The 23,123-nt window shown below is 39.1% G+C and carries 23 protein-coding genes; 8 read left to right on the top strand and 15 right to left on the bottom strand.

The genetic code is table 11. The features are described from left to right. Window positions 1–136: 136 nt before the first annotated feature. Both tes and K1720_RS07520 read left to right on the top strand, forming a co-directional pair. Window positions 137–1,888, top strand: a complete 1,752-nt coding sequence (tes, locus tag K1720_RS07525; protein ID WP_251948163.1) for a tetraether lipid synthase Tes — start codon at window positions 137–139, stop codon at window positions 1,886–1,888. A 5-nt stretch (window positions 1,889–1,893) separates the two neighbouring features. Further along, window positions 1,894–2,166, top strand: coding sequence for a DUF3213 domain-containing protein (locus K1720_RS07520; RefSeq protein ID WP_251948161.1), 273 nt, complete (start codon window positions 1,894–1,896; stop codon window positions 2,164–2,166). A gap of 22 nt (window positions 2,167–2,188) precedes the next feature. Here K1720_RS07520 and K1720_RS07515 read toward each other — a convergent pair whose 3' ends face one another. Then, window positions 2,189–3,670 carry a DUF2139 domain-containing protein gene (locus K1720_RS07515; protein WP_251948151.1) on the bottom strand — a complete coding sequence of 494 codons (1,482 nt, stop codon included), beginning with the start codon at window positions 3,668–3,670 and terminating at the stop codon, window positions 2,189–2,191. Between the two features lie 144 nt (window positions 3,671–3,814). Between K1720_RS07515 and ppcA the strand changes: the two genes are divergently transcribed. Continuing rightward, entirely contained in the window at window positions 3,815–5,245 is a 1,431-nt protein-coding gene (gene ppcA, locus K1720_RS07510; RefSeq protein WP_251950620.1) for a phosphoenolpyruvate carboxylase, read from the top strand. Window positions 5,246–5,292: 47 nt separating this feature from the next. Beyond that, window positions 5,293–5,616: a hypothetical protein gene (locus K1720_RS07505; RefSeq protein WP_251948149.1), complete on the top strand. Its 324-nt coding sequence runs from the start codon at window positions 5,293–5,295 to the stop codon at window positions 5,614–5,616. A 33-nt stretch (window positions 5,617–5,649) separates the two neighbouring features. Here the strand turns inward: K1720_RS07505 and K1720_RS07500 are convergent, their stop codons facing one another. Beyond that, window positions 5,650–7,560 carry a dipeptidyl-peptidase 5 gene (locus K1720_RS07500; RefSeq protein WP_251948147.1) on the bottom strand — a complete coding sequence of 637 codons (1,911 nt, stop codon included), beginning with the start codon at window positions 7,558–7,560 and terminating at the stop codon, window positions 5,650–5,652. Between the two features lie 115 nt (window positions 7,561–7,675). Between K1720_RS07500 and K1720_RS07495 the strand changes: the two genes are divergently transcribed. After that, a complete protein-coding gene (locus K1720_RS07495; RefSeq protein ID WP_251948145.1) occupies window positions 7,676–10,117 on the top strand; it encodes a tRNA(Met) cytidine acetyltransferase TmcA in 2,442 nt (813 codons plus the stop codon). A gap of 254 nt (window positions 10,118–10,371) precedes the next feature. On the opposite strand, the gene K1720_RS07490 is transcribed toward K1720_RS07495, so the two are convergent. Genes K1720_RS07490 through K1720_RS07480 form a run of 3 tightly spaced genes read right to left on the bottom strand, consistent with a single transcriptional unit; the run spans window position 10,372 to window position 11,896 of the window. Continuing rightward, a complete protein-coding gene (locus K1720_RS07490; RefSeq protein ID WP_251948143.1) occupies window positions 10,372–11,127 on the bottom strand; it encodes a 7-carboxy-7-deazaguanine synthase QueE in 756 nt (251 codons plus the stop codon). Between the two features lie 9 nt (window positions 11,128–11,136). Further along, on the bottom strand, window positions 11,137–11,385 hold the full coding sequence (locus tag K1720_RS07485; RefSeq protein WP_251948141.1) for a hypothetical protein: 249 nt from the start codon (window positions 11,383–11,385) through the stop codon (window positions 11,137–11,139). A 10-nt stretch (window positions 11,386–11,395) separates the two neighbouring features. Beyond that, window positions 11,396–11,896, bottom strand: a complete 501-nt coding sequence (locus tag K1720_RS07480; protein WP_251948139.1) for a hypothetical protein — start codon at window positions 11,894–11,896, stop codon at window positions 11,396–11,398. Between the two features lie 144 nt (window positions 11,897–12,040). Between K1720_RS07480 and K1720_RS07475 the strand changes: the two genes are divergently transcribed. Then, window positions 12,041–12,601, top strand: coding sequence for a CBS domain-containing protein (locus K1720_RS07475; protein ID WP_251948137.1), 561 nt, complete (start codon window positions 12,041–12,043; stop codon window positions 12,599–12,601). A 4-nt stretch (window positions 12,602–12,605) separates the two neighbouring features. Here the strand turns inward: K1720_RS07475 and K1720_RS07470 are convergent, their stop codons facing one another. Together K1720_RS07470 and K1720_RS07465 are read right to left on the bottom strand one after the other, a co-directional pair. Beyond that, the gene (locus tag K1720_RS07470; protein WP_251948135.1) at window positions 12,606–13,160 is read right to left on the bottom strand and encodes a hypothetical protein; all 555 of its coding nucleotides are present in this window, start codon (window positions 13,158–13,160) and stop codon (window positions 12,606–12,608) included. 122 nt (window positions 13,161–13,282) lie between these two features. Next, on the bottom strand, window positions 13,283–14,485 hold the full coding sequence (locus K1720_RS07465; protein ID WP_251948134.1) for a proteasome-activating nucleotidase: 1,203 nt from the start codon (window positions 14,483–14,485) through the stop codon (window positions 13,283–13,285). A 265-nt stretch (window positions 14,486–14,750) separates the two neighbouring features. On the opposite strand from K1720_RS07465, the gene K1720_RS07460 reads away from it, so the two are divergent. Both K1720_RS07460 and K1720_RS07455 read left to right on the top strand, forming a co-directional pair. Beyond that, window positions 14,751–15,428 (top strand): metal-dependent hydrolase, encoded by a 678-nt coding sequence (locus K1720_RS07460; RefSeq protein WP_251948132.1) that lies wholly within the window; start codon window positions 14,751–14,753, stop codon window positions 15,426–15,428. Between the two features lie 45 nt (window positions 15,429–15,473). After that, window positions 15,474–16,490, top strand: a complete 1,017-nt coding sequence (locus K1720_RS07455; protein WP_251950617.1) for a cell wall-binding repeat-containing protein — start codon at window positions 15,474–15,476, stop codon at window positions 16,488–16,490. Between the two features lie 101 nt (window positions 16,491–16,591). On the opposite strand, the gene K1720_RS07450 is transcribed toward K1720_RS07455, so the two are convergent. The 8 genes from K1720_RS07450 to speE form a co-directional block, all read right to left on the bottom strand. Continuing rightward, complete coding sequence (locus tag K1720_RS07450) at window positions 16,592–16,738, bottom strand: C2H2-type zinc finger protein (RefSeq protein WP_251948130.1); 147 nt, start codon at window positions 16,736–16,738, stop codon at window positions 16,592–16,594. Between the two features lie 215 nt (window positions 16,739–16,953). Beyond that, window positions 16,954–17,766, bottom strand: a complete 813-nt coding sequence (locus K1720_RS07445) for a hypothetical protein (RefSeq protein ID WP_251948128.1) — start codon at window positions 17,764–17,766, stop codon at window positions 16,954–16,956. A 90-nt stretch (window positions 17,767–17,856) separates the two neighbouring features. Next, window positions 17,857–18,495 carry a hypothetical protein gene (locus K1720_RS07440; protein WP_251948126.1) on the bottom strand — a complete coding sequence of 213 codons (639 nt, stop codon included), beginning with the start codon at window positions 18,493–18,495 and terminating at the stop codon, window positions 17,857–17,859. Next, window positions 18,492–19,217 carry a creatininase family protein gene (locus K1720_RS07435; RefSeq protein WP_341480959.1) on the bottom strand — a complete coding sequence of 242 codons (726 nt, stop codon included), beginning with the start codon at window positions 19,215–19,217 and terminating at the stop codon, window positions 18,492–18,494. The genes K1720_RS07440 and K1720_RS07435 overlap by 4 nt, the downstream gene beginning before the upstream one ends. Next, window positions 19,217–20,353: a glycosyltransferase family 4 protein gene (locus tag K1720_RS07430; RefSeq protein WP_251948124.1), complete on the bottom strand. Its 1,137-nt coding sequence runs from the start codon at window positions 20,351–20,353 to the stop codon at window positions 19,217–19,219. The genes K1720_RS07435 and K1720_RS07430 overlap by 1 nt, the downstream gene beginning before the upstream one ends. Then, entirely contained in the window at window positions 20,334–21,257 is a 924-nt protein-coding gene (locus tag K1720_RS07425) for a lysylphosphatidylglycerol synthase transmembrane domain-containing protein (protein WP_055283566.1), read from the bottom strand. Before K1720_RS07425 ends, K1720_RS07430 begins: the two co-directional genes overlap by 20 nt. A gap of 1 nt (window position 21,258) precedes the next feature. Beyond that, window positions 21,259–22,062, bottom strand: a complete 804-nt coding sequence (locus K1720_RS07420) for a UbiA family prenyltransferase (protein WP_251948122.1) — start codon at window positions 22,060–22,062, stop codon at window positions 21,259–21,261. A 133-nt stretch (window positions 22,063–22,195) separates the two neighbouring features. Continuing rightward, window positions 22,196–23,050: a polyamine aminopropyltransferase gene (gene speE / locus K1720_RS07415; protein WP_251948120.1), complete on the bottom strand. Its 855-nt coding sequence runs from the start codon at window positions 23,048–23,050 to the stop codon at window positions 22,196–22,198. Between the last annotated feature and the right edge of the window lie 73 nt (window positions 23,051–23,123).

Raw genomic sequence — 23,123 nt, 5'->3', positions numbered from 1 at the left:
AAGCCATGAGTGAACATTTTACCAATGAGATTCACATTCCTTTCAACTCTTTTGGTACACCTATGAAAGTAAATCTTCATATTTACGCAAAAGTTTTTATACTCCATGTTTGTAAAAACTCTTAGAGGTGAAGAATATGGAAGAAGCATCTGGGGTGGTGCCAAGCGGAGAAAAAGAATTTGAAGAATCAAGCAAGCACCCCCAAGACATTATCGAATATCCTGAAATCAGTGATGAAGAGTTCTACAAACTCCTTAGCAAAGCCAGTAAGCATTATGGTGGGTCTCTGCCCCATAAAACATGGTCTATTTGTCCAGAAACACGTGACATTGTCCCTGCTGTTGTCTGGGAAAAAGATGGAAAAATTTGGATAACAAAGAAGTGTTCTGAGGGTATGATTACTGATGTTTATTATGAAGATGCTGAGATGTACAAACGCTTTGAAGAGTGGAAATTTGAGTTTAAAATAAAGACGTATAATGTTGAGAACACAGGTGTTAATTGTCCTTTTGATTGTGGTTTATGTCCAAGACATTACTCCCATACAAACCTTCTTAACATTGTTTTGACCAATCGGTGCAATTTATCCTGTTGGTATTGCTTTTTCTACGCCAAAGAAGGACAACCAATTTACGAGCCTACTCTAGAGCAGATTAGAATAATGCTCCGTAATGCAAAGATGGAAGAGCCTGTTGGGGCTAATGCAGTTCAGTTCACGGGAGGAGAGCCAACGCTTAGGGATGATATTATCGAGATTGTCAAAATAGCAAAAGAAGAAGGTTATGACCACATTCAATTGAACACGGATGGAATAAAACTTGCCTTTGACCCTGGACTTGTGAAAAATCTCCGAGAAGCAGGTGTAAATACCCTCTATCTAAGCTATGATGGAATGAGTCCTCAAACCAATTGGAAGAACCACTGGGAAATTCCATTGATTTTCGAGAATGTAAGAAAAGCTGAAGGGCCTGGAATAGTTCTGGTACCCACTACGATAAGGAACGTAAATGACCACGAGCTTGGAGCTATTATAAACTTTGGTCTTAACCATCTTGACATAGTCAGGGGTGTAAACTTCCAACCAATTTCCCTTGTTGGAAGAGTCCCAAGAAGGGAGAGACAGCGCTTTAGAATCACAATTCCTGGGGCAATACAAAAAATAGATGAGCAAACAAATGGAGCTATAGCAAAAGAGGATTGGTATCCGATTCCTATAGCTGGCCACATTGCAAGATTCTTTGAGGCTTTTGCAGGTAGAAAATACTACATGACCTCCCACTTTGGATGTGGGGCTGCTACTTACATTTTCCTTGACGAGAACAGAGTAATCCCCATCTCCAGGTTCCTTGATGTTGAGGGGTTCGTAGAATTCTTAGAAGAGAGAGTAGAAGAAATTAAAGAATGGAACTCACTAGGAAGACTTCAAAAGCTAAAGCTTGGAGCAGAAATCTTTCTAAAGTTTAAGAGTTTCTATGATGAGGACTATGCTCCAAAAAGCTTTGATGTACTTAAAATTATGAGACATGCCTTCACCCATGGAACCTATGAAGCCCTGGGAGAATTCCACAACAGAACTCTGTTCCTTGGCATGATGCACTTCATGGACGAGTACAATTATGATATTGAAAGAGTGGAGAGATGCGTGATTCATTATGCACTACCAGATGGAAGAATAGTGCCATTCTGCACATTTAATGTGATTCCTGAACTATATAGGGACAAAATCCAAGCCCAATTCAGCTATACGTGGGAAGAATGGAAGGCTCTACATCCGGAATGGGAATATAAAAAAGATAAATACGTAAGAACCAAGGAATTTATAGAACAAATGAAAAGAAGCGAACTATACAAAAAGACCTACATAGACATAAAGAATTATTTTGGGTGATAGAGATGAAAAGGATAGATTTTAAACTCAATAACATCACGCCCACCGAGGCTAGGAAAACTCAATACCAACTCCTACTAAACCCAGCAGTATACAGAGTATTTCTAAACGGGTATACGAAAAGGGGTTACATAATCTTCGAGGAAAACAAACTTCCTCAAGAAGAACTTCTAGAAATGCTCAGAATCTTTGAACCAATAATCATCAGCGAGAGGAAAACTACTAAAGAAGAGCTGATTGAGAATAGTCTAAGCTGGAAGAACACAATAGGAACCTGATCCATTTAAAAAATTAAATGAATCAAAGAAGTTCTATTTTTATTTTTCCTGCAAAGTCCGGTTTTTTGAGTTTAAATGAAACAATGCCACTAAAAGCAGATAGATCAATGACGTTCCTCCCTTCTTCAATACCAATGACTTCCTCATAAGCCCTTCCCACTGGAAGGGAAAGATCATACTCATATACTGTCAATCTATTGTCTTTACTCGCATTTATTATCATCCTCGGGTTTTTATATCCATCAAGAGGTATTCCTCCAAATGCACTTGCCCCAAAAAGTTGCTCTGCTTTTGCAAGAGAAGCCATTTCAATGGAAATACTTAATGCCGGAGGAGCACTCTGTATTATCGCTTCGTCTAGAATCACAATATCTTTGTTTCCAGTATCAAATGGAGTAGCCTCTAATGCACCAGTATTTGGAGTTGTATTTGTCCCAAGTAATATCTCTCCAAAGGCCTTTTCAATGCTTGTTATTCTTGCTCCAAAGATACCAACGATTTTGACCATTGGTGGAGTTATATAGAGAAGTAGAGAGGGAGCGTTTATACTATTGGTGAACTCTGCCATGATTCTTCCTTCTTCATTCATAGGTTTATACACCGCATCATGATGTGCATTATAGGCTACTAGAATGCCCCCACCTATTGTTAGTGCATTAGTTCTCATAGGAGCATAGAAATTTGGAAAATCAAAGAGCCTCACAAAAACCATTTCTTCTTCATTAACTGGATTTCCAACGAACATTCCGCCTCTAACAAAGGCAAATACTCTGTTATATGCGCTTTCCATATCTCCAAGGTTAGGTCGTACAAATGAGTTTCCATCCACTGAGGTCTGACCTACTGGGAACCGCTCCCACTTTCTTGTAATAAGGTCAAAGACATGAACCTCCATCATGCCCCAATTGAAATTTTTGCCTACCCCAAAGAAGACAGTATCATGAACAAGCGCTCCCTTGAGGCTTGGGTTTTCATTCAAAAGTTCCATTTTTCCGCTTTTCCTATCGAGTTCATATATGCCGAGATTTGCATGGCCATCCTCTCTTGCTATGAGGAGTTTGTCTTCATACGGGTCATAAATTATGTCACTGACCTCTCCAGCCCAGTCAGTATTATGGTGAATTGACTCTTTCCATAGGAGTCTTATTTCATCATTTTCAGTATCATATTCATGAACATGAGAGTATTTGTTTACAAAACTTATAGTGGACTTCTCATTTTTCCCTTCATAGATTGCTGGAGCATGAACCCAGCCTCCAAAATAAATAAATTCATCCACTGTCTCAACTGCATTGTACGTATCTCCACCGGATGTTGGTTTTTCTCCAACAAGTTCGAACTCATAGATTCTTTTTGAGTCTTCCCTTATGAAGTGGGCCTGGGCCTCAAATGCCACTGTAAAATAGAGAACATCGTTGTAATATCTCAGCCCAAATATCCCTCCACTTCCCCATTCTGGACCATATCTTTGAGGAAACCTATTAATATGTTCCAGTATTTTCATAATAACCACCAGCAAAGATTGTTTTTAAAGAATTAAAATGTTATGCAAAGTGAACAAGAATATTTTGAAATTTTCTGTCATATATACAACAAATCAATCAAAAAACTTAAAATTTTTACATTCTCTCTCGATTTGGTGGGCAAAATGATACCAAGGACGATGAGTACTCAACATCCTGACAACGTATTCATACCATTTTTTGCACATGAAAGTTCTCTTGGAGGAGAGGACGAAGTTTTGGAAGCGTTTTACGCTTTTAGTGTACTTGAAGTGCAAGAACAAATGTGGGACTTTGAAGGAAAAGAGGTAGACGAGTTTGTAGTAAAAAAACTACTAGAAAAATATGGAGAATTCTTTAAAAAGAAGAAACTAGGCAAAGATTTTAGAATAACTCCCCGTGTCCCAAATCCCAGCGTAGAAAAGGCCGAAGCTAAACTTTTATTTGAAACTCTCGAAAGTATACCTCGCTCTGCAGACTATGCCAAGATCTTCTATAATGAGGAGGTTGCTCCAATATTCGAAGTTATACTCCCAATGACAACTTCATCAGAGGAAATAGAAAGAGTTTATGAGCTCTACAAAAAATACATAATAGGGAAACAGTACAAACGAGTCTATGATGTAAAAATCTATGAATGGATTGGAAAATTCTACCCGGAAGAAATAAGTGTTATACCCCTTTTTGAGACAAAAGAAGCCATATTAAATGCACATGAAATCTTAGAAGAATACTTAACGGGAAAACAGTTTGAATATCAGCGAGTCTTTCTTGCAAGAAGTGACCCTGCAATGAACTACGGCTTGATAAGTGCCGTTGTCTATGATAAGTATGCACTGTTCAAACTTCAGGAACTTGAAGAAGAAATTGGTATTACCATATATCCAATAATAGGTGTAGGCGGAGTACCATTTAGGGGCCATTTTACCCCCAATAATGTTGAAGAAGTCTTGGAAGAGTATTCAAGTGTCCAAACTTTTACTATTCAGAGTTCATTTAAATACGATCACCAGCCAAAAGAAGTTATTAAGGCCATTGAACGTGTTAACGAGTCTAAGCGAAAGAGTGCAGAACCAATAGATGAGGAAATCTTTACAATTTTAGAGAAGTACGAGGAAAAATACTCCAAAGAACTCAGACCCCTAGCTCCACTTATAAGAGGAGTAGCAAAATATGTACCCTCAAGGAGAAGAAGGAAGCTCCACATAGGGCTCTTTGGATACTCAAGGGAAGTTAATGGCATGGCCCTACCGAGAGCTATAAAATTCACTGCATCCCTTTATTCCCTCGGTGTTCCACCAGAGCTCTTAGGACTAAGTGCTTTAAGTGAAAGTGAGTTAGACAAAATCAGCGCCCACTATAAAGGCCTTTACAGAGATCTTAGCTTTGCTCTGATGTATTTCAACCCAGGGGCAGCCGAGAAGTTCAAGTTCTTAAAACCTATTGCTGATCTTCAAAAGGAGTTTGGAGTAGAGCCTATGGAAGAACACGAGGCAATAACCACAAGGATATTAAGTGGAGAGTTCGATGAGGGATTAATCGTCGAAGCCGCTGGGTTGAGGGGGTTTTTGGGTTGAGTTAATTTTTTAATCATTCCAAACCAGAAAACCTAGGGTGCACAGCCATGCTCATGGAGTTCATACTGGGCTTTTTATTTATCCTCGCGTGGGCCGGATTTTTCATTTTGATCGGGCGACAGAAAAGTATAGTGAAGGCATCGCTGGGCGTTTTTCTCCTGTTCACCGCAATGGGGGTGATGAACTACCTCAAGTGGCACCTTGGTGAGCCTCGTGGCTGGTTTCTTGGCTTCATCACGGGCTTTCCCATTGGTTTGTGGCTCGTCCAGAGAATCGGACCAGAAAAACCCAGCGAGGAGAGCGCGATAGCCCTCTTCCTCCTCGGTCCGCTCATTTTCGCGATCACCCTCATGATTATCCTATTCATTTGAGGGTAAAAAATATTCAAAAAGCAGGATAAAAACTTATCTCTTAAGCCATCTCTCCATCCACCCTACAATCAACTCGAGCCTCTTTACTCTATGCTTCGGCTTTCCTTTTCTTGACAAATCATGATTCTCTCCTGGAAATACTGCCAATTGAACTTCTTTTCCAAGATATTTTAGGGCTATGAATAACTGCAATGCTTCTGGCAACCAGCAGCGATAGTCCTCCATAGAGTGAATTATAAGGAGCGGTGTTTCAACGTTTGGCGCGTATTTTAAGGGGCTCTTTTCCCAGTAGCCTTCAAAATTGCTCCATGGATCCCCACCTATCTGATCAGGAGTAAAGTAATATCCTATGTCAGTCGTCCCAAAGAAGCTTGTCCAGTTTGATATCGACCTTTGAGTTACCGCAGCTTTAAATCTCTTCGTGTGGCCCACTATCCAGTTTGTCATAAAGCCTCCGTAAGAACCTCCGGTAACACCTATTCTTTCTTCATCAATGAAATCAAATCTTTTCAAGGCCTCATCCATAACTTCCATGAGATCCTGGTAGTCTCTTTCTCCATAATGCTCTCTTATATCGGCAAATTCTTCCCCATAACCATCGCTTCCTCTGGGGTTAGAAAAAATTACTACAAATCCCTTAGAGGACAGGACATGAAACTCATGCATGAAAGAGTAACCATAGGCCGTTTTTGGTCCTCCGTGAATCTCAAGGACAGCAGGATACTTCTTCCCTTCCTTAAACTCCACAGGTTTCATTATCCATGCATCAATTTCCATGCCATCAGAAACTTTAACCTTAAAATATTCTGGTTTTGAGAGCTTGTACTCTGTGATCCAATCATTAAAAGCTGTAATCCTCTTCTCTTTCCCATCTTTGACAATATATAGCTCAGTTGGGGTAATTGCATCTTGAGCATTGAAGACAATGTAATCTCCAACACCAAAGGTTTCTACGCTTCTGTTTCCACCAACAACACGTTCTATCTCTCCTCCAAGATTAACGCGGAATAGGTTTGCCCTTGGACCATCAGTGGCTATATAATAAATCCATCCTTCTTTATAAACGATAGTATCTCTTGAAGGCCCTCTAACATCACAGTTTAGTGAATTGTATGCAGATCGATCTAGTTTAGCTGTGAGCTTTGTAATTTCTTTAGTTTCTGGATTAAAGTGATAAATATGTGTGTTAGTTGCTATTCCCCTTTCAAGAGTGCTCATCCTGAGAATAAAGGTTCCATCTTCAAGTGGGATGACATCACCAATACGCCACTTTGAGTCAGTGAGTTTTTCTATTCTCTTTGTTTTAAGGTCAATTACAAAAAGATCAGTTATCATTGGTTTCTTCTCCCTATCTTCTTGGGCTACAAAGTAAATTTTATTGCCATCCTCACTCCATTTTAAAGTGTGGATGTTTAGAGTTCCCTTTGTTAACTTTCTTTTTCTACCACTTTCTGTATTCACAAGGTAAATATGATTCCGTTTACCGTATACCCATCCCACCCCATTAAACCAAAAGGGAATTTCTTTTAAGATATGCACATCCTCAGATTTTTTCTTTCTCTCAAGTTCGACTGGAGTAATTACAGCAAGCGTTTTTCCATCAGGTGAAAATTCATATTCCCTTATCCCTAGTTTGAATTTAGTGAGAAGTTTAGCTTCCCCTCCATCTGTTGGAATGATATAGAGTTCGGCCTCTTTGTTCTCTTTGTCCCGCTTTGAAGTGAAAGCTATGAGACTTCCATCAGGTGAAAAACAAGGATTTAAGTCCTTGGGACCGGAAGTAAACTGCTTTACTTTTCTCCCATCGTAGAGGTATATTTTGGAGAAATAGTCATCTTTTTCTAGATTTATCTCGCTCACTGTAAATACAACCTTCTTTTTATATACATCCAATCCACCAACGAGTTTAAAATTGCTCAAGTCTCTTGCGTTCAGTTTTTTCATAGAATCACCGTAATAGATATATGCTTTTCATATAAAAGTTTAGCGTTTAAATTAATATCATAATGAAGTATAGATTTTTAAACATCATTCCCTTTTTCATTCTGGGGATGAGAAAATGACCGTGAGAGTGAGATTTGACAAAGAAATAAGAGAATATGCAAAAAGCGAGGGAATTAAAGACTCCATATTAAAACTCACTGAAAGTGCCCTTGGAGAAGCTTTAGAGAACTTTCACAGAAGAATGATAATTCTTACTGGAGAAACTATGAAAAAGGCCACTTTGGCTGGAATTCTTGGTGGGGCTTCTGCCAAGATAATATCCTCTATTCTCGATGAACTCGTGGAAAGAAAACTCAGAGACGAAGGTGAAAGCCGAGTTGAAGTTTTATATGCCACTGATGCTCTTGGACAAGAAACCTTCGGGAGAATGAGGTATGAAGAATTTAGAAAGCATTTTGACATTTTGGCTGGAGATAACATAAATGTGACATCTGTAACTTTCAAACACACTCGAGATATTTTGGGAAGAACTTACGATCTCCTTGTTCTTGATCTGAGTTATGACTTTTCACCCAACGATCTGGGTAGGATTATTGAAACTATTCGAGGGGGCGGATTAATATTCGTTCTTGCCAATCCCTTTGAAAAGTGGAAAAACATGTGGACAGGATTTCACAAAAGCCTTGTAACGCCACCTTATACCATCGACGATGTGAAGAAAAGGTTTAACAGAAGACTGATCAGGAAATTTGAAGAACATGAGGGAATTTATATAATTAACGCGGAAACTCAAAAAATTCTAAAAGGGCCAAAAAATGAAAAAAAGCAAGCAAAACTTCCTGAACGAGAAAAAGTAGAAGTTCCCGAGGATATAAAATTCCCAAAGGAACTTTACAACCTCTGTCTTACAAACGGACAAGTTGAGGTTCTCAAGACCCTTGAAGAGCTTATAGAAAAAGATGGGATGGTAGTGCTAACCGCTGATAGAGGGAGAGGAAAAAGTGTCAGTGTGGGAATAGGATCCATCGGATTGGCTGCTATGGCAAAAAAGAGAAGAGTTAGAATAGTCATCACTGCACCAGAACTTGAAAACGTTCAAAGCCTCTTCCGCTTTGCCAAAAAAAGCCTTCAAAAGTTAGGCTACAAACCCAAAGTAATAGAAGAAAACGGCCTTATAAGAGAAATATACGCTAAAGGCATTGGGCTAAGGTATTATCCACCCACACAAGGATACAAGATGAATGCCGATGTTTATGTGATCGACGAAGCCGCTGGAATCCACGTTCCAATCTTGCATAAATACCTCAACAAACCAAAGGTTATTTATTCCTCAACAATTCATGGATATGAAGGAGCTGGGAGAGGTTTCTCAGTCAAGTTTTTAAAAAAGGCTAAAGAAAAGAGAGAGTTCAAAGAGATACATCTTTCCGTACCTATTAGATATGAGAATAATGACCCTCTTGAGAAATGGCTCTTTGACGTCCTCCTTCTAGATGCAGAACCCGTAGAGCTTACTGATGAAGACTACGAGCTCATAAGAAAGAAAGAGGTCTACTTTGAAAAACCAGATCTAGATGATTGGTTTGAGAATGATAGAGAAGATCTAAGACATTTTGTGGGAATCTACGTACTAGCCCATTACAGGAATAGGCCAAGTGATGTCGCTTTATTGGCCGATGCTCCACACCACGAGGCAAGAATCTTGAGGCTTAAGAATGGAAAAATAGTTTGTGCAGTGCAAGTTGCAAAAGAAGGTGGAATTCCAAAAAAAGAAATAGAAAAAATGGTTAAAGGGTACAAGCCCAGAGGAAACATAATACCAGATATGATGGTTAAACACCATTACGCAAAGGAATTCGCACGGCTAAAGGGGTATAGAGTTGTAAGGATAGCCACTCATCCAGATGCAATGGATATGGGCCTTGGAAGTAGGGCTCTTGAGCTTCTAATTCAGGAAGCAAGTAAAGAAGGGCTAGACTGGGTCGGAAGTGGATTTGGAGCGAGTGAAGAGCTCATTAGATTCTGGATAAGGAATGGATTTGCAGTGGTGCATTTGAGTCCCTCAAGAAATCCAGTAAGCGGAGAATATACTGCAATAGTCGTGAAACCAATAAGCAAAAAGGCCCAAAGTATAGTGAAAACTGCCCACAATGAATTTAGAATACGGTTAACTGAATGGTTGGGAGACACCCATAGAGATCTAGAACCAGAAATAGCAAGGTGGTTGTTTGAGACTCCCTTTGGAGAAGCAGTTGAGTATCCACTAAACTTAACTCCAGTACAAAGAAAACGTCTTGAAATGTTCGTTGGCAAAGTCTTGACTTACGACACAGTTCTTGATGCTGTGAAACCCATAGTAAAGCTTTATTTCCTCGATGGATGGATGAAGCCATATCTTGACGAGAGGCAGATACGCCTCCTTATCTACCGCGTTTTGCAGGCACATACTTGGGAAGAAACCGCAAATCTCATAAACAGAAGTCCTATGTTCACAATGATAGAAGTCAGGGATATAATAAGAGGATTATGGTATTATTACAAACACATAATCAAATGAGAAGAAAGATTCATTCCCTGTCTATTCATTCTTTTCCTGACTCTTGAAAATGAGAAAAATGTTCAAAGGCTCAGCTTCGTCGATCCCGGGCATCACATACCCCAAAGGCCAATCTACATCATCGCCTGAACTAAATTAGCAGAGAGCTTTAAAAATTCACCCTATATTTTTAGAACTTATAAAAGACACTTCTTCAAAATGTACAAATAGAGTACCCATAAGCGATGCCGGGTATAAAACTATCATTCCCCTCTCTATAAAACATTCAAATACTTATGAACCTGAAAGCTTAGCCCGACATTTTCTCTTCCCATGATTTTAGTTGCAACATTATAAATATCCATCAATTGGACCTGGGATATGTCAATTGGCTCCTTGGGCTGGATTGCCAATGGAGCTAAGCCTTTTAACAGTTCAGCATACCATTTAACGTGCTCTATTTTTGTATCTTTTGTAACAACAAGCTTAGCGTAGGTTTTTACCCCCGCCTTTTTTAGTATCCTGATACTTTCAATCTCTTTGAGAACCAGATCCACCCAATTTTCAGTTGCTTTGGAAGTTTCATCCTTTATGTCCACACTTGCGTAATCTGTAAGCGGAGCTATCTTTTCTATCCTCTCCGGCCTGCTTCCATTAGTTTCTAGGAAATTTCTAAAACCATGGTCATGCATTACTTCCATAAGCATGAGCAAATTCTGAGTCTGAAGGGCTGGTTCTCCTCCCGTGTAGCTTATAGAGTGTATATCCCCTGTATCTAACTTTAGAACTATATCAACAACGTCATCAAATTTTGCCGGATTTGGTTTATAGGCAAATCTCCCTGAGAAAGGCTTTACTTCATACCTATATTTTGGAACACTAGATGCAAGGAGATAGGCTCTTGAGTCACACCAATAGCATCTAAGGTCACAACCAGCAAATCTAACAAAAATTTGCCTCCTGCCAAAGGCACTGCCTTCTACACTTCCCCCTTCTCCCTGCCAGCTGTTAAAGATCTCCACTAAGAACATAAACGCCACCTATAATTCTACGCCCTTTACTTTGTCACTTACATAACCCTCAAGTATCTCAATTTTGACACTTCTGTTCTCTCCAGTCAGATCAGCCATAAGATCTACTCCCCTCGCATAGTCCCAAAGTCTCCTCTTTGCGTCCTCATCTATTGCCTCACACATGATAATAATCTCTCTTGGATCTTCTCTGCTGGCTATTTCAATGACTTTCATGGCATCCTTCACGGTAAAAAGGCCTTTTTTCTTAAATAACATTCCTCATCACCTACATATACTTCATTAAAAGCGAAACTGCCTCATCCAAAATGCTCCTATCCTCCATGTCTATGACATTCTCAAGATAGTAAAGACCTTTAATGTTAAGGATTATATATGCCTCGTTCCGCTCCAATCCCAAGCCATAGGCCTCATAATAAACTAATTCCTCACCTAAAGCATCATTTAGCATCTCTACAAAGTAATTTATTTCGCTTGTAGTTAAATCTTCCCATCTACTTTCAATCTCATCAAAATACCTTTCGAGGATTTTTAATGTATCAAGATCAATTCTTAGAGTTCCCTCAACATAAGGAAATTCTCCAATTCTGAAGATTTTGATACCTTCCTCATCCCTAATCCCAACATAGTCCCATAAGAGAATTCCTTCTATGACATTCACTCCATATCTACTAGCAAGATATGTAAATCTCTCCATGGCCTCTTCTATGTCTTCTAAAAATTCTTCTTCATTATTAAAGCGGACAATTTTGCTAACTGTGCCACTCATAAGTTACACCTTGAAAGGCATTATGCTTAAGGGTTATAAGTCTTTATCTTTTTTGGGCGGGAAGGCCTCTAAGGAGCAACACCCCAAACGCCCTCTCACTAAACTTTTTAAACTATTTTTTGCAATAATAACTGGTGGTTATGTATGGTAATTATTCCCCAACCAATAGATCCTCGAGAAATCAAAAAACTTCGAAAAGAGCTGGGAATAACTCAGGAAGAACTTGCTGAACGAGCAGGGGTCACACAGGCTTACATAGCAAAATTAGAAAGTGGAAAAGTAGATCCAAGATTGTCAACCTTCAATCGAATTCTCCAGGCATTGAAAGAATGCAAGAAAAGTCGTTTTACTGCAAGAGAGATAATGTCTTCTCCAATAATTGCCGTTAAACCTTATGAGACCGTTGAAAATGTGGTTAGACTTATGAACGAATATAACATCTCCCAAGTGCCTATAATGGCAGGAAATAAGGTGGTTGGTTCCATAACTGAAAAAACACTCGTGCGAAAAAGCTTTGAACATGAAGATTTACTCTCCAAGAAAGCCATGGAAGTTATGGATGAGCCATTTCCGATAGTGAATGAAGACGAAAGTATTGAAGTAGTAAAATATCTACTAGAGGAACACCCGGCTATAATTGTACAGGACAAAGAAGGAAAACCTGTGGGGATTATAACACGATCTGACCTTTTCAAATTAAAATAGAGAATTAAGAAGCCCGGAAGGGCACAAACGTAATCTCAAAAAGGATTTCTCCAGTTGTCGCATTATAAACTTCTACAGTTTGGTGGATAACATAGGCATTGTTTGGGAACGGATAACCCAAAGAGGCTGCGGGATATGCTCCTTTCTCTATATATTTGCTATTTTCTCCAATTATCATTATTTTAACATATTCCTCAACTTTGTAACTTGCATCTGGAATTTCATCGACGTTATTCCATGCAACTCTTGTTTCATACCCAAAGAATCCACTCAAGTCATTGGTATACCAGGTAAAATGAACGGCAAACCATGATTTTTCTGGATCATTTTCACTCCCAAAGGGGAAGCTCCAGCTTTTTGACCACTTTACAACCATCCAACTATCCAACGTATTAGATGGGTCAACCACTTGTCCATATAGGAGATTTTGGTAGAAATAGCCTTCCCACCCTACATAGATTCTTGCCTTTTCACTGAGCTCACAAGGCCTTGCACTCATAGGAACTGCCAAAAAACTTAACACCACAAACACGAGCCCTACAGTAAGCAACTTTCTCATTTTACCACCCCTCTAATTAATCCTTGTGTTCATTTAATCATCTCTAAAGTATTTAAGAATTTGTGGAAACAACTACCAAAAATAAACCCTTAAAATTTATTGAGAAAATAAAGAAAAGGAGTTCATCCATACATAACTTCGTGCGCAGCCATTTGTTGAGCCAACCTTTCTTCAGAGCCAAGGACTTTCTCAACTGCTTTTAGGAAGTCTTCTTGGGTTACGTATTCTCTCCTTGCTCTAATTGCAAACATCCCTGCCTCTGTTACAATAGCCTTTAGGTCAGCTCCACTGGCTCCTTCTGTCATCTCCGCTATTACCTTAAGGTCAACTTTCTTGAGGTTCATCTTTCTAGTGTGGACTTTAAGTATCTCAAACCTACCGCGGAACTCTGGTAATGGAACTTCTATTAATCTATCAAACCTTCCAGGTCTTAACAGAGCAGGGTCAAGAATGTCTGGTCTGTTAGTTGCTGCAATAACCTTGACGTTTCCTCTTGGATCAAACCCATCCAACTCAGCGAGAAGTTGCATTAAAGTTCTATTAACCTCCCTTTCTCCTCCAGTTGTCTCTTCAAGCCTCTTTGCACCGATTGCATCTATTTCGTCTATGAAGACTATTGAAGGTGCCTTTTCCCGCGCAAGTTCAAATAACTCACTCACTAGTCTTGCTCCTTCACCTATATATTTCCTCACAAGTTCACTTCCTACAACCCTTATGAACGTGGCATTAACCTCATGGGCAAGTGCCTTGGCCATCAAAGTCTTTCCACATCCAGGAGGACCATAAAGTAGAACTCCCTTTGGAGGTTCAATTCCAACTTTTTCAAAGAGCTCTGGATGTTTTAGAGGCAACTCAACAGCCTCTCTAAGCTCCATTATCTCTTTTTTCAACCCACCAATGTCGTTATATGTCACTTTTGGTCTCTCAATTACCTCAAACCCAAGGACAGATGGATCCTTTTGTGATGGTAAAAGCTCTATCACGGCCATTGTTCTTTGGTCAAGAGCTACTCTTGAACCAGGTTTTAGGTTTTCTCGTTCTATCCATGGCGCAATTCTAACAACAAACCTAGGTCCATTATAGTTCTGCACAATGGCTCTATCTTCATCCAACAATTCAATTAAAGTCCCTGCAAAAGCAGGGGGTTGTCTAAGTCGAGACATTTCCATCCTTAAGCGAGAAAGCTCTCTCTCAAGTCTTTCCTTATCGGCCTCAAGTGTTCTCACCTGAAGTTCAAGTTGCCTTATTCTACGTTTGAGATAATAAACGTAATCATCATATTCCTCCTCAGGATGTTTGATATTAACATCTTTAACATCGTTCATAATTTCTCCCTCCTGTATCTAATTATGTAGAAGAACCTTATTAACCTACTCATTCACTCTCCCCAAGAGTAACTGGGTAAGGACTTTATAAATCTTTGGTTTATAAAGGTAAAGATTAACTCTTTTTTAACCCAATACATTGCTTGCCAGCTTAGTTTTAAGTGAATCTAAAGTGGAATGCAAAATAATCCATAACACTCCTTCGAAAGACTTAAGTAATCTTTTGTTAGTATTAGATTTTGAGCATTCGTGGAGGTGACGATAAATGGTAAGAATAAGATTCTTGGGACATGCTGCCTTTGAGATAGAGGGAGGCGGAAAGAAAATACTCATCGATCCCTTTTTAACAGGAAATCCAACTGCAGCTGCAAAACCTGAAGAATTTGAGAAAGTTGACTTAATCCTCGTAACTCATGCCCATGGAGACCATATAGGAGATAGTGTTAAAATTGCCCAAAGAACCGGGGCGAAAATAGTAGCGATGTATGATATAGCCAATTATCTGGTGGAAGGAAACGCAGGAATAACCACAATAGGAATGAACTATGGCCCAACCGAGGTGGACGGAGTTAAACTAGTTCAAGTGCCCGCCTGGCATTCAAGTAGTGATGGAAAGTACAGCATAGGCAATGCATGTGGCTATATTATAGAGTTCGAAGGGATAAAGATATACCACGCTGGAGATACTTACGTCTTTAAAGACATGGAACTTTTTGCAGAACTTTATGGAATTGACGTCGCCTTGCTTCCGATAGGAGGTCACTTCACAATGGGACCAAAAGAAGCAGCGAAAGCTGTCGAGTTCCTTAGACCCAAGTACGTCATTCCCATGCATTATGGGACATTTCCACCAATAGCCAAAACTCCTGAGGAGTTCAAAGAACTTGTTGGAGACAAAGCTCAGGTTATCATACTAAAACCGGGAGAGGTTTTTGAGCTTTGAAAAAGCTTTTAAACTTTCTTTTTTAGCTTTTATGTGGTGAGTGGATTGAGGAGAAGATACACAGCAACAATACTAATTGCAAGTTTACTCATAGCTTCCCTCATGGGGGTTTTGGTACATGCCCAAGAAGAGACTCCTAATATTCCCGAGTATGATATTATAATTGTTAGAAATGATGACTTGATTGACTATATCGCAGTCCAACCCTATGCAAAACTTCTTAATGTCCCTGTTCTTCCTGTTAATCCTCAGGGGTTAGATGAAAAAACTTGGGCTCAATTATATTCTTACGTGCAACTGGGGTGGAAAAAAGTATTGATAGTTGGAAACTCAAATGCTGTGAGTAAGGAAGTTGAAGATGAACTCCTTAAAATGGGATATAGCGTTACGCGGATAGGTGGCGATGTTAGAACCGAAACGGCGGAAAAACTAGCCGTTCATTTTTATCCTAGTGGATCAAAAGCCGTTGTATTGGCAAGTGCTCTGGATTATGGATCTGCATTAGCAGCATCAAAATTTGCTATGGAATATGAACTTCCAATGCTATTAACTCTCGAAAATGATCTCTCCGAACATGCCATTGCCGGATTATCAAACCTGAAACCAAATCTTGTTATAATTGTAGGTACTGGAATAAACCAAACGATAGAAACAAAACTAAAAAACATGGGATATCAGACATATTGGCTTGGCAGGACTGTTGAGAAGCCTCCTGTTTCGCCCCCTGAAGAACCTTCACCTTATACTTACTCATTCATTGGTGCCATACTAGCTTTAGTAATTGCCGTACCCGTTGTGCTTTATTGGGCGAAGAAGAAGTGGTATTCCCATAAAATCCCAGTGGAAGTACTCACAGAGAAAGAGAGAATAGTAGTAAAGGCATTGATAGAACAAGGAGGAAAAGTAAAACAAGAAGACCTTCCTGATCTCACTGGTTATTCCAGACCCACCGTGAGTAGAATAATCCAGGAACTTGAAAAGAAGCAACTTGTCGAAAGGGAAAAAGTGGGCAAAACCTTCATTGTTAAGCTTGTAAAAGAAATAGACTTAAGAGAATATTGAGCTCTCAAGATTGAAAAAGAAGTCTAAAAGAGTCAGAAAGCCCTGCCGCTCATCATCTCTCAGTTTTTAACTTTTCTTCATCCCCAAATTGGGGGAAAAGGTCAAGTACTTCTAAAGAGATGTCCATGGGCCTTGTTTACGTGTTTAATATAATCCTTACTCTTCCTAAACACCATACCACATCTGGGACATTTGAAGAATACTTCCCCGTCCCTATCTTTAATTTTTATCGCCTTCATCACCATCATCACCCTCCACCTCCATGGAGTAATCTCAGAATCAATTTTTAAGCTTTATCTTTTAGGGAAGACTCCTTACCGAGAGGAAAGATATGAGAGCCCGAAAAATTTAAATACTATTCATAATAGTAATGAATGGTTCAACGATTTAAGAGGTAGCCGGCGATTCTCCCGTTGGGAGGACTCACAAAATCCCGTCCACAAAGGCGGGGCAGTTCACCTTCCTAAATCCATATCCTATTTCCCTTCACTTTGAGATATCCCATCCGTTGAAGCTCTTTTAAAAGATCTTCTAAAGCTTCTTCATCAAAGTAAATGCTTATTTTCTCACGTTTTCCTTCAATACTTATTGGTTCACGCTCTAAAAGGACATCTATAAGCTCAAGTTTTGTATTCTTCTCTTCAGCCAATGAGAGTAGCATTTGAGCTAACACAGACTTTCCAATTCCCACAAACATGGCGTCAATGAGAGATTCCTCAGTGACGTATTCCTCCGCAATCTCGAGAGCCCTTTTTATGAGTTCCTCCTCTATTTCAAGAACCTCTACAAAGTATCTCCTCATAAAAGAAACCTCTGTGGTAAGAGTTGCATCCAGCTTTTCTTCAACTTCTTCAAGAACATCTTCAAGATCATCTATGCTAAATTTGAGTTCAATTTCCAGTTCCTCAAGTTGAGGCACCTCTATCAATCTGAGTTTTTCATCTCCAGTAATATAACCTCCCTCAATAAGAGCTGCTAATAATGTAATTCTAGCTACGTCAACTTCATCAAAGAGTTCTTTAAACTCTTTTTCCTCACCTACTTCCCAAGCAGACATCAATGCATTAAATGCAACTTGCATTTCCTCTAGAGTTTCTTCAATAACAGGACTTATTCCCTTTGATTTTCTAAGTAAATCACCAAACTTGTCCCTAACGATAATAAAGTGATGAAGCTCCCAACCAAATTTCTCTTGAGTTTTATTCATTATGCCTTCTCTACTAAGCTCTTTTGAGAGAGTTATCATATCTTCTTTGCTCAATACTTCAAATCTCATAATTCTCCACCATTAAAAGAGGGGCTTTCTCCAGTTATAAACGTTGAGTATTCTCATACCCATAGAATCCAAGTTGAGAGAGATAATTCTTCACTCTTCGAAAGTCTTGAAAAGAAGTTTCTTTAGGGGCTTATTTTTCATTATCTCAGCTATATTTTTTATCTCGTCCAACCCGACTTGATCTTTGTTTATATATATGTAAAGAGCGTATGCCATGACTTTTGAATCTCCCTCATTAAGTTCTTCTATAGCCTTAGCCACTTCTCCTTCCAATAGCCTATCTGCTATAGCTTTTAATTTTTCTTTGTCATTTTTTTCTAGTGCCTCTTTTAAGGGTATGTAAAACCTGTTTATCGCTAGACGGGCCATTCTCTCCCTTCTTTCCAAATATTCCATAGGGGTTTCCGATTCAGTTTTTTTAGAAAAAAACATGTAATAGGCAAATGGAAACAAAATAAAACCAATCATGGCCCAAATGTATGGAGTTAAAGAAAATGGAAGAATCTCTGAGTATTTGTATTTCAAATAGAGAAGAAGTACCAACCCTATAAACCCCCAAAGTACAAAAAACAGGATATACATTTCATCCATGCTTTTTCGCTTTCGAAGAATTTGATATTTTGAACTCGCACCTACTCTTTCAAGAAACTGTAACCTACCTTCTACAAGTTCTATCTCTGCTTCAAGACGCCTGATTCTATTTTCAATTTCCTCCAAAACTTCTTTCATAATCTCCCAACCAAAATTTCTGCTATCTTATCACTAACAATTTCTAAAATCTGTTCTCCCTTCTCTCTTGTGGCCCCGCGAGGATTATCATTTACACCATCTGGAAAGACTTCAAGCCCAATATCCTTTTTTATCACCCTAACCGGCAAAGCCTTTTTCTCTCCTTTTGCCTTGTCCATTTTGACAAGCCCTGGAGCTATTACTAACATCACTGAAGTTTCATCTTCTCCAGCATGTCCTTGAGAGGAACATATTTTTGATATTTCCTCTCTAAAGTCGATCCACCAGTTTATAAGCAGAATTTCAACATCATGTTTTCCAGCAATTTCCTCAGCTGCCTCAACAAGAGGATATATATTCCCACCGTGTCCGTTTAGTATGATAAGCTCTTTAAAGCCTTCCAATGCAAACTCATCCAGAATATCCCGAATATATCTCCGCAAAGTATCTGCCTTTACATTTATGGTACCAGGATATAAGTTCAAAACAAAACTGTGGCCATACCAAACAGGTGGGGCTATAAAGATGTCAATTCCTTTTCTCTTCAACTTTTTTTCGAGCCTTCTAGAGATTTCAAGAGGTGCAAATACATCCGTGCCTAAAGGTAAGTGTTTCCCATGAGCTTCTACACTTCCAACAGGAATTAAAACTGCTCTTATGCTCTTTTTCATCTTTGCAAATTCTTCCCAACTGAGTTCTTCCATTTTCATGTAAAATCCCACTATATATTTGAAAGAACTTCTTCATAAGTTTTTTCTATCTTAACCACGACCCTGTCCCAAGAATACTTTTCTTCAACGGCTCTCCTTCCATTACTCCCATACCATCTCCTGAGTTTCTCCTCCTGTAACAATCTCTGAATTGCATTCCTAAGCTCAAGCTCATTTCCAGGAGGAACAAGCAATCCCGCTTCATTTTCTTTCACTATTTCAGGAATTCCTCCAACATTTGTAGCTATAACCGGTACCCCAGATGCCATGGCCTCAAGAACAACTATTCCAAAGGCCTCTGACGTTACTGAAGGTAAGACGAAGATATCTGCCATCCTGAAGACTTCAGGAAGTTTGTTGTCCTCTATGTACCCTAAGAAGATAACTCTATCTTCAATCCCTAAGAACTTAGCTTGCATTTTCAGAAAAGGCAGCATCTCACCACTTCCCACCATTACAAGTGTGGCCTCTTCTATCCCAGAAAATGCATTCAAGAGTACATGCGGGCCTTTTCTATAACTCATACGACTCACATATAGGATCACATCCCCCTCAATCCCAAAATCAGCTTTTATATCATCTTTATTTGTAGCAGGTATAAATCGATTGTCATCCACACCATTTGGAACAATGGAGATTGGGATATCCGTAAAATGTTCAATAAAAGCTTTAGCCGCTTTGCTCACGGCAATTATTTTGTGTGGATATTTAAGATACATAGTAAATAAGGGGATTGTTAATCCTAAGGCCTCCCAAAGACGCGAGTCATGAGCAAAAGATATACTATGGGTTGTAAGGAGAGTGGCCTTTTCCATAGCTTTTCCAGCTTTTGCAGCTTTTAATGCAAGTGGAGTAAATGCGTGGTGTGAATGAATGACATCAAAATCTCTCAAAAATCCATTAAGTTCTTCAGAAGACTTTAAACCATAACTTACATTTATCTCTAACAAAGGAGTAATGACTCCCGGGATTTTTATTAACTCAATTCCCTTTTCAGCCAATTCTCTCTCCTTTCCAGTCTCTCGGTTATTTGTTACTATGGCTACTTCATGTCCTCTCTCCTTTAGTTTTATAGCCAAGTTATGCATGTGAGATGCTACTCCCCCTATTTTTGGGTAATACCAATCACTAACTAGTGCTACTTTCATATCCCTCACCTAAAAGTCTGTAAAAAACAAAAGCTCCTGCAATCGAGTATATATATTGGAAAAGGAACTTATATAAAAATGCAGTGAGAAAGGCTTTTGTGGATGAACCTATCCCAACAAGAATTCCGAATTCATTCGCTCCTATTCCAGATGGGATTCCACTTAACGATGCAAATAGCACACTCATCAAGAAAGCATAGAGTGCCTGCTTAAAAGATATCTCGAGTGAAAAAGCCTTTCCTACAAGCATTAAACCAAACGTCTGAACAAGTATCACTACAATAGAGATCAAAAATACCATTAAAAAGCTAGACTTGTTCTTTCGAGCCTTAATCCAACCTGTATATCCTCTGTTCCACCATTCTTTCAAAGTTCGGGAAAATTTCTTTGCCCCAACATCCTCCCAGAATTTAAAGAAGGCCAAAGCAGTTTTGTGGAAGGCTTTGTCGTAGATAAATGCTAAAAGTATCATGGCTATGCCAATGAGTCCAAGCTTTGTAAACCCTAAAAAGATCAGGGCAAAAGACAATATGATCACAATCTCTGCTGCCATTCCAAAAGCAAGGGATGATAATGCTGCAAAATAATCCCCTCCCACCAACTTAACTTTTGCCATATGCCCAACTGTAGGAGGAAGAATTGCCATTAGGTAATATCCACTAACAAAGGCTTGAACTGTTCGCTTAAAGCTCGTCTTTTGAACTCTTCTCAAAACAAGATACCACCTAGTTGCCGCAAGAACGAGAGTAAAGAAAGACAATATGATTGCAAGAAGGAGATATTTGTACTCAGCTTCTTTTAAAGCAATGAACAGCTCATTAACATCTACACTCCTATATAAATAGGCCAGAGATATCACAAATGCTAAGATGCTAAATAGCTTCCTTAAAGTAGTTTTTTCCATCTTAGACACCAAACATTGCCTTTAGTGCATGCACTCCCAGGAGTAAGACCATACCTCCATCTAACATCCTATAACTCAACTTTTTGTTCCAAAAAACAACTCCCAAAACTCCTACTACAGCAAAGGGAGAGTATAATGGAGTTAGCAGAAGAAGCAATGAAGCTATTGAGAAACTAATCACTAGTTTCTCTGAAACGCTTTTTCCTATTACCATTGGAGTAGTTTTCAGATTGGCCCTTTGATCACTATCATAGTCTTCTAAATGGTTTCTAAGTTCCATAGCAATGGAGTACATAAAGAGAGAACCTGCAATGAGCAGTTCTCCTTCGCTAATAACCCCATCAAAATATGCACCATAAATAAAAGGCAATACTCCAAAAAATAAGCCATGTGAGAAAATATCTGCTATTGGAATGCTCTTGAACCTAGGAGGTACTGAATAAAAAGTGGCTAATATACTCATTAGAGAATAAACAACAAACGGTTCTTTCCCTACAAAATATGAAAATATCAAACCAGTCATTATCATGAACAAAGCCGTTATAATGCCCATCCTGAAGCTGAGCTCTCCATTTGCAATTGGGTTTTTATACCTCTTTCTGGGATTAACCAAGTCCGTATCCACGTCAAAACAGTTATTGATAGCAAATGCATAACCAACATACAATATAATCGAAGTAATCAATAAGGATCCATTGAAAATATCAAGATTATCCCTGAAACTCATGAGCATCCCAAGAATGCCCATCCCAATAAATGACTTCCCATCAAATATTCTTGAGTTCTTGATTACAGCTCTTATCATCGATACCACCACCATTAGAGACCTTTTGGAAAGTGTTTATATGCTTTTCCAGTGAAAATCTGGTCTCTTTTTTCTTGAAGAATCTTAAACCTGAAACTCTAAAAAGTTTGGAGAAAGAAGATAGGGAGGGGTTCTAACTCTTAGGCTCCTTTTCAAGAAGTTCTCTGACATATTTTGGAATTTGGAACAAAGTCTCGTGCCTCTCTGGGTCGTAATACTCTAACTCAAGCTCTTTTGCTCTTTCTATATCTATCTTGGTAAAGTCGATGTCTCCCTTTACTCCAACTAAGAAACTCCAAGGAGATGCATAACCTATTACAGGAAAGCTAAAGTAATACACTTTGTCAAAAACCCGCTTCATGTTATTATATGCTTCCAAAAGCTCGTCTGTAAAAAGATAGACACTACCAGACTGAGTTATATATATTCCCTTTTTGTTTAATGCTTCATACGCATTTCTGTAAAATTCTTCACTAAACAAGAGCTTCGCCGGCCCAACGGGGTCTGTAGAGTCCACAATTATGACATCAAAATGCTCCTTATGAGCTTTCATATATTCGACACCATCCCCAATTATAAGTTCTGCTCTGGGTTCCTCTTTTCTAAATAGCCTCTCTAGGAGACCTTCATCTATTTTCAAGTGCTCCATTGAGACTTCGACAACTTTTTTGTCTATCTCTACCATTGTAGCGTGTTCCACGCTTTTATGCCTCAAAACCTCTCTTAAAGTTCCTCCATCTCCTCCTCCAATGACCAAAACCCTGCGAGGACCTGGATGAGCCAACATTACTGGATGGACTAAAGGTTCATGGTAGCTTTTCTCACCATCCTCGACAAGTTGCACAGTACCATCAAGAACGAGTAATTTTCCAAAGCCTTCAGTCTCATAAAGTTCGATTTTTTGATACTCACTTTGAACCTCGAGGATTTTTGAAGTGATCTTGAATCCCACACCATAACCTCTCGGATACCACTCAATAAATTCCATTATACTCACCTCGATGAAACCTTCAGAGATAGTTTTTAAAGTTTTGCCATGAAGCATGTATCACTTTTCAAAA

Origin of the sequence: Thermococcus argininiproducens (genome assembly GCF_023746595.1) — an archaeon.
Taxonomy (GTDB): Archaea; Methanobacteriota_B; Thermococci; order Thermococcales; family Thermococcaceae; genus Thermococcus_A; species Thermococcus_A argininiproducens.
Note: the sequence above shows the minus strand (reverse complement) of the source record. Positions and strands in the feature narration are given on the sequence as shown.

Excerpts from the sequence above, each read along its gene's own strand:
- K1720_RS07450 (WP_251948130.1), bottom strand. The coding sequence starts at position 16,738 with ATGATGGTGATGAAGGCGATAAAAATTAAAGATAGGGACGGGGAAGTA.
- K1720_RS07440 (WP_251948126.1), bottom strand. The coding sequence starts at position 18,495 with ATGAAAGAAGTTTTGGAGGAAATTGAAAATAGAATCAGGCGTCTTGAA.
- K1720_RS07480 (WP_251948139.1), bottom strand. The coding sequence starts at position 11,896 with ATGAGTGGCACAGTTAGCAAAATTGTCCGCTTTAATAATGAAGAAGAA.
- K1720_RS07430 (WP_251948124.1), bottom strand. The coding sequence starts at position 20,353 with ATGAAAGTAGCACTAGTTAGTGATTGGTATTACCCAAAAATAGGGGGA.
- K1720_RS07445 (WP_251948128.1), bottom strand. The coding sequence starts at position 17,766 with ATGAGATTTGAAGTATTGAGCAAAGAAGATATGATAACTCTCTCAAAA.
- K1720_RS07465 (WP_251948134.1), bottom strand. The coding sequence starts at position 14,485 with ATGAACGATGTTAAAGATGTTAATATCAAACATCCTGAGGAGGAATAT.
- ppcA (WP_251950620.1), top strand. The coding sequence starts at position 3,815 with ATGATACCAAGGACGATGAGTACTCAACATCCTGACAACGTATTCATA.
- K1720_RS07505 (WP_251948149.1), top strand. The coding sequence starts at position 5,293 with ATGCTCATGGAGTTCATACTGGGCTTTTTATTTATCCTCGCGTGGGCC.
- K1720_RS07495 (WP_251948145.1), top strand. The coding sequence starts at position 7,676 with ATGACCGTGAGAGTGAGATTTGACAAAGAAATAAGAGAATATGCAAAA.
- K1720_RS07475 (WP_251948137.1), top strand. The coding sequence starts at position 12,041 with ATGGTAATTATTCCCCAACCAATAGATCCTCGAGAAATCAAAAAACTT.
- K1720_RS07420 (WP_251948122.1), bottom strand. The coding sequence starts at position 22,062 with ATGATAAGAGCTGTAATCAAGAACTCAAGAATATTTGATGGGAAGTCA.
- speE (WP_251948120.1), bottom strand. The coding sequence starts at position 23,050 with ATGGAATTTATTGAGTGGTATCCGAGAGGTTATGGTGTGGGATTCAAG.
- K1720_RS07470 (WP_251948135.1), bottom strand. The coding sequence starts at position 13,160 with ATGAGAAAGTTGCTTACTGTAGGGCTCGTGTTTGTGGTGTTAAGTTTT.
- K1720_RS07515 (WP_251948151.1), bottom strand. The coding sequence starts at position 3,670 with ATGAAAATACTGGAACATATTAATAGGTTTCCTCAAAGATATGGTCCA.
- K1720_RS07425 (WP_055283566.1), bottom strand. The coding sequence starts at position 21,257 with ATGGAAAAAACTACTTTAAGGAAGCTATTTAGCATCTTAGCATTTGTG.
- K1720_RS07490 (WP_251948143.1), bottom strand. The coding sequence starts at position 11,127 with ATGTTCTTAGTGGAGATCTTTAACAGCTGGCAGGGAGAAGGGGGAAGT.
- tes (WP_251948163.1), top strand. The coding sequence starts at position 137 with ATGGAAGAAGCATCTGGGGTGGTGCCAAGCGGAGAAAAAGAATTTGAA.
- K1720_RS07520 (WP_251948161.1), top strand. The coding sequence starts at position 1,894 with ATGAAAAGGATAGATTTTAAACTCAATAACATCACGCCCACCGAGGCT.
- K1720_RS07485 (WP_251948141.1), bottom strand. The coding sequence starts at position 11,385 with ATGTTATTTAAGAAAAAAGGCCTTTTTACCGTGAAGGATGCCATGAAA.
- K1720_RS07500 (WP_251948147.1), bottom strand. The coding sequence starts at position 7,560 with ATGAAAAAACTGAACGCAAGAGACTTGAGCAATTTTAAACTCGTTGGT.
- K1720_RS07460 (WP_251948132.1), top strand. The coding sequence starts at position 14,751 with ATGGTAAGAATAAGATTCTTGGGACATGCTGCCTTTGAGATAGAGGGA.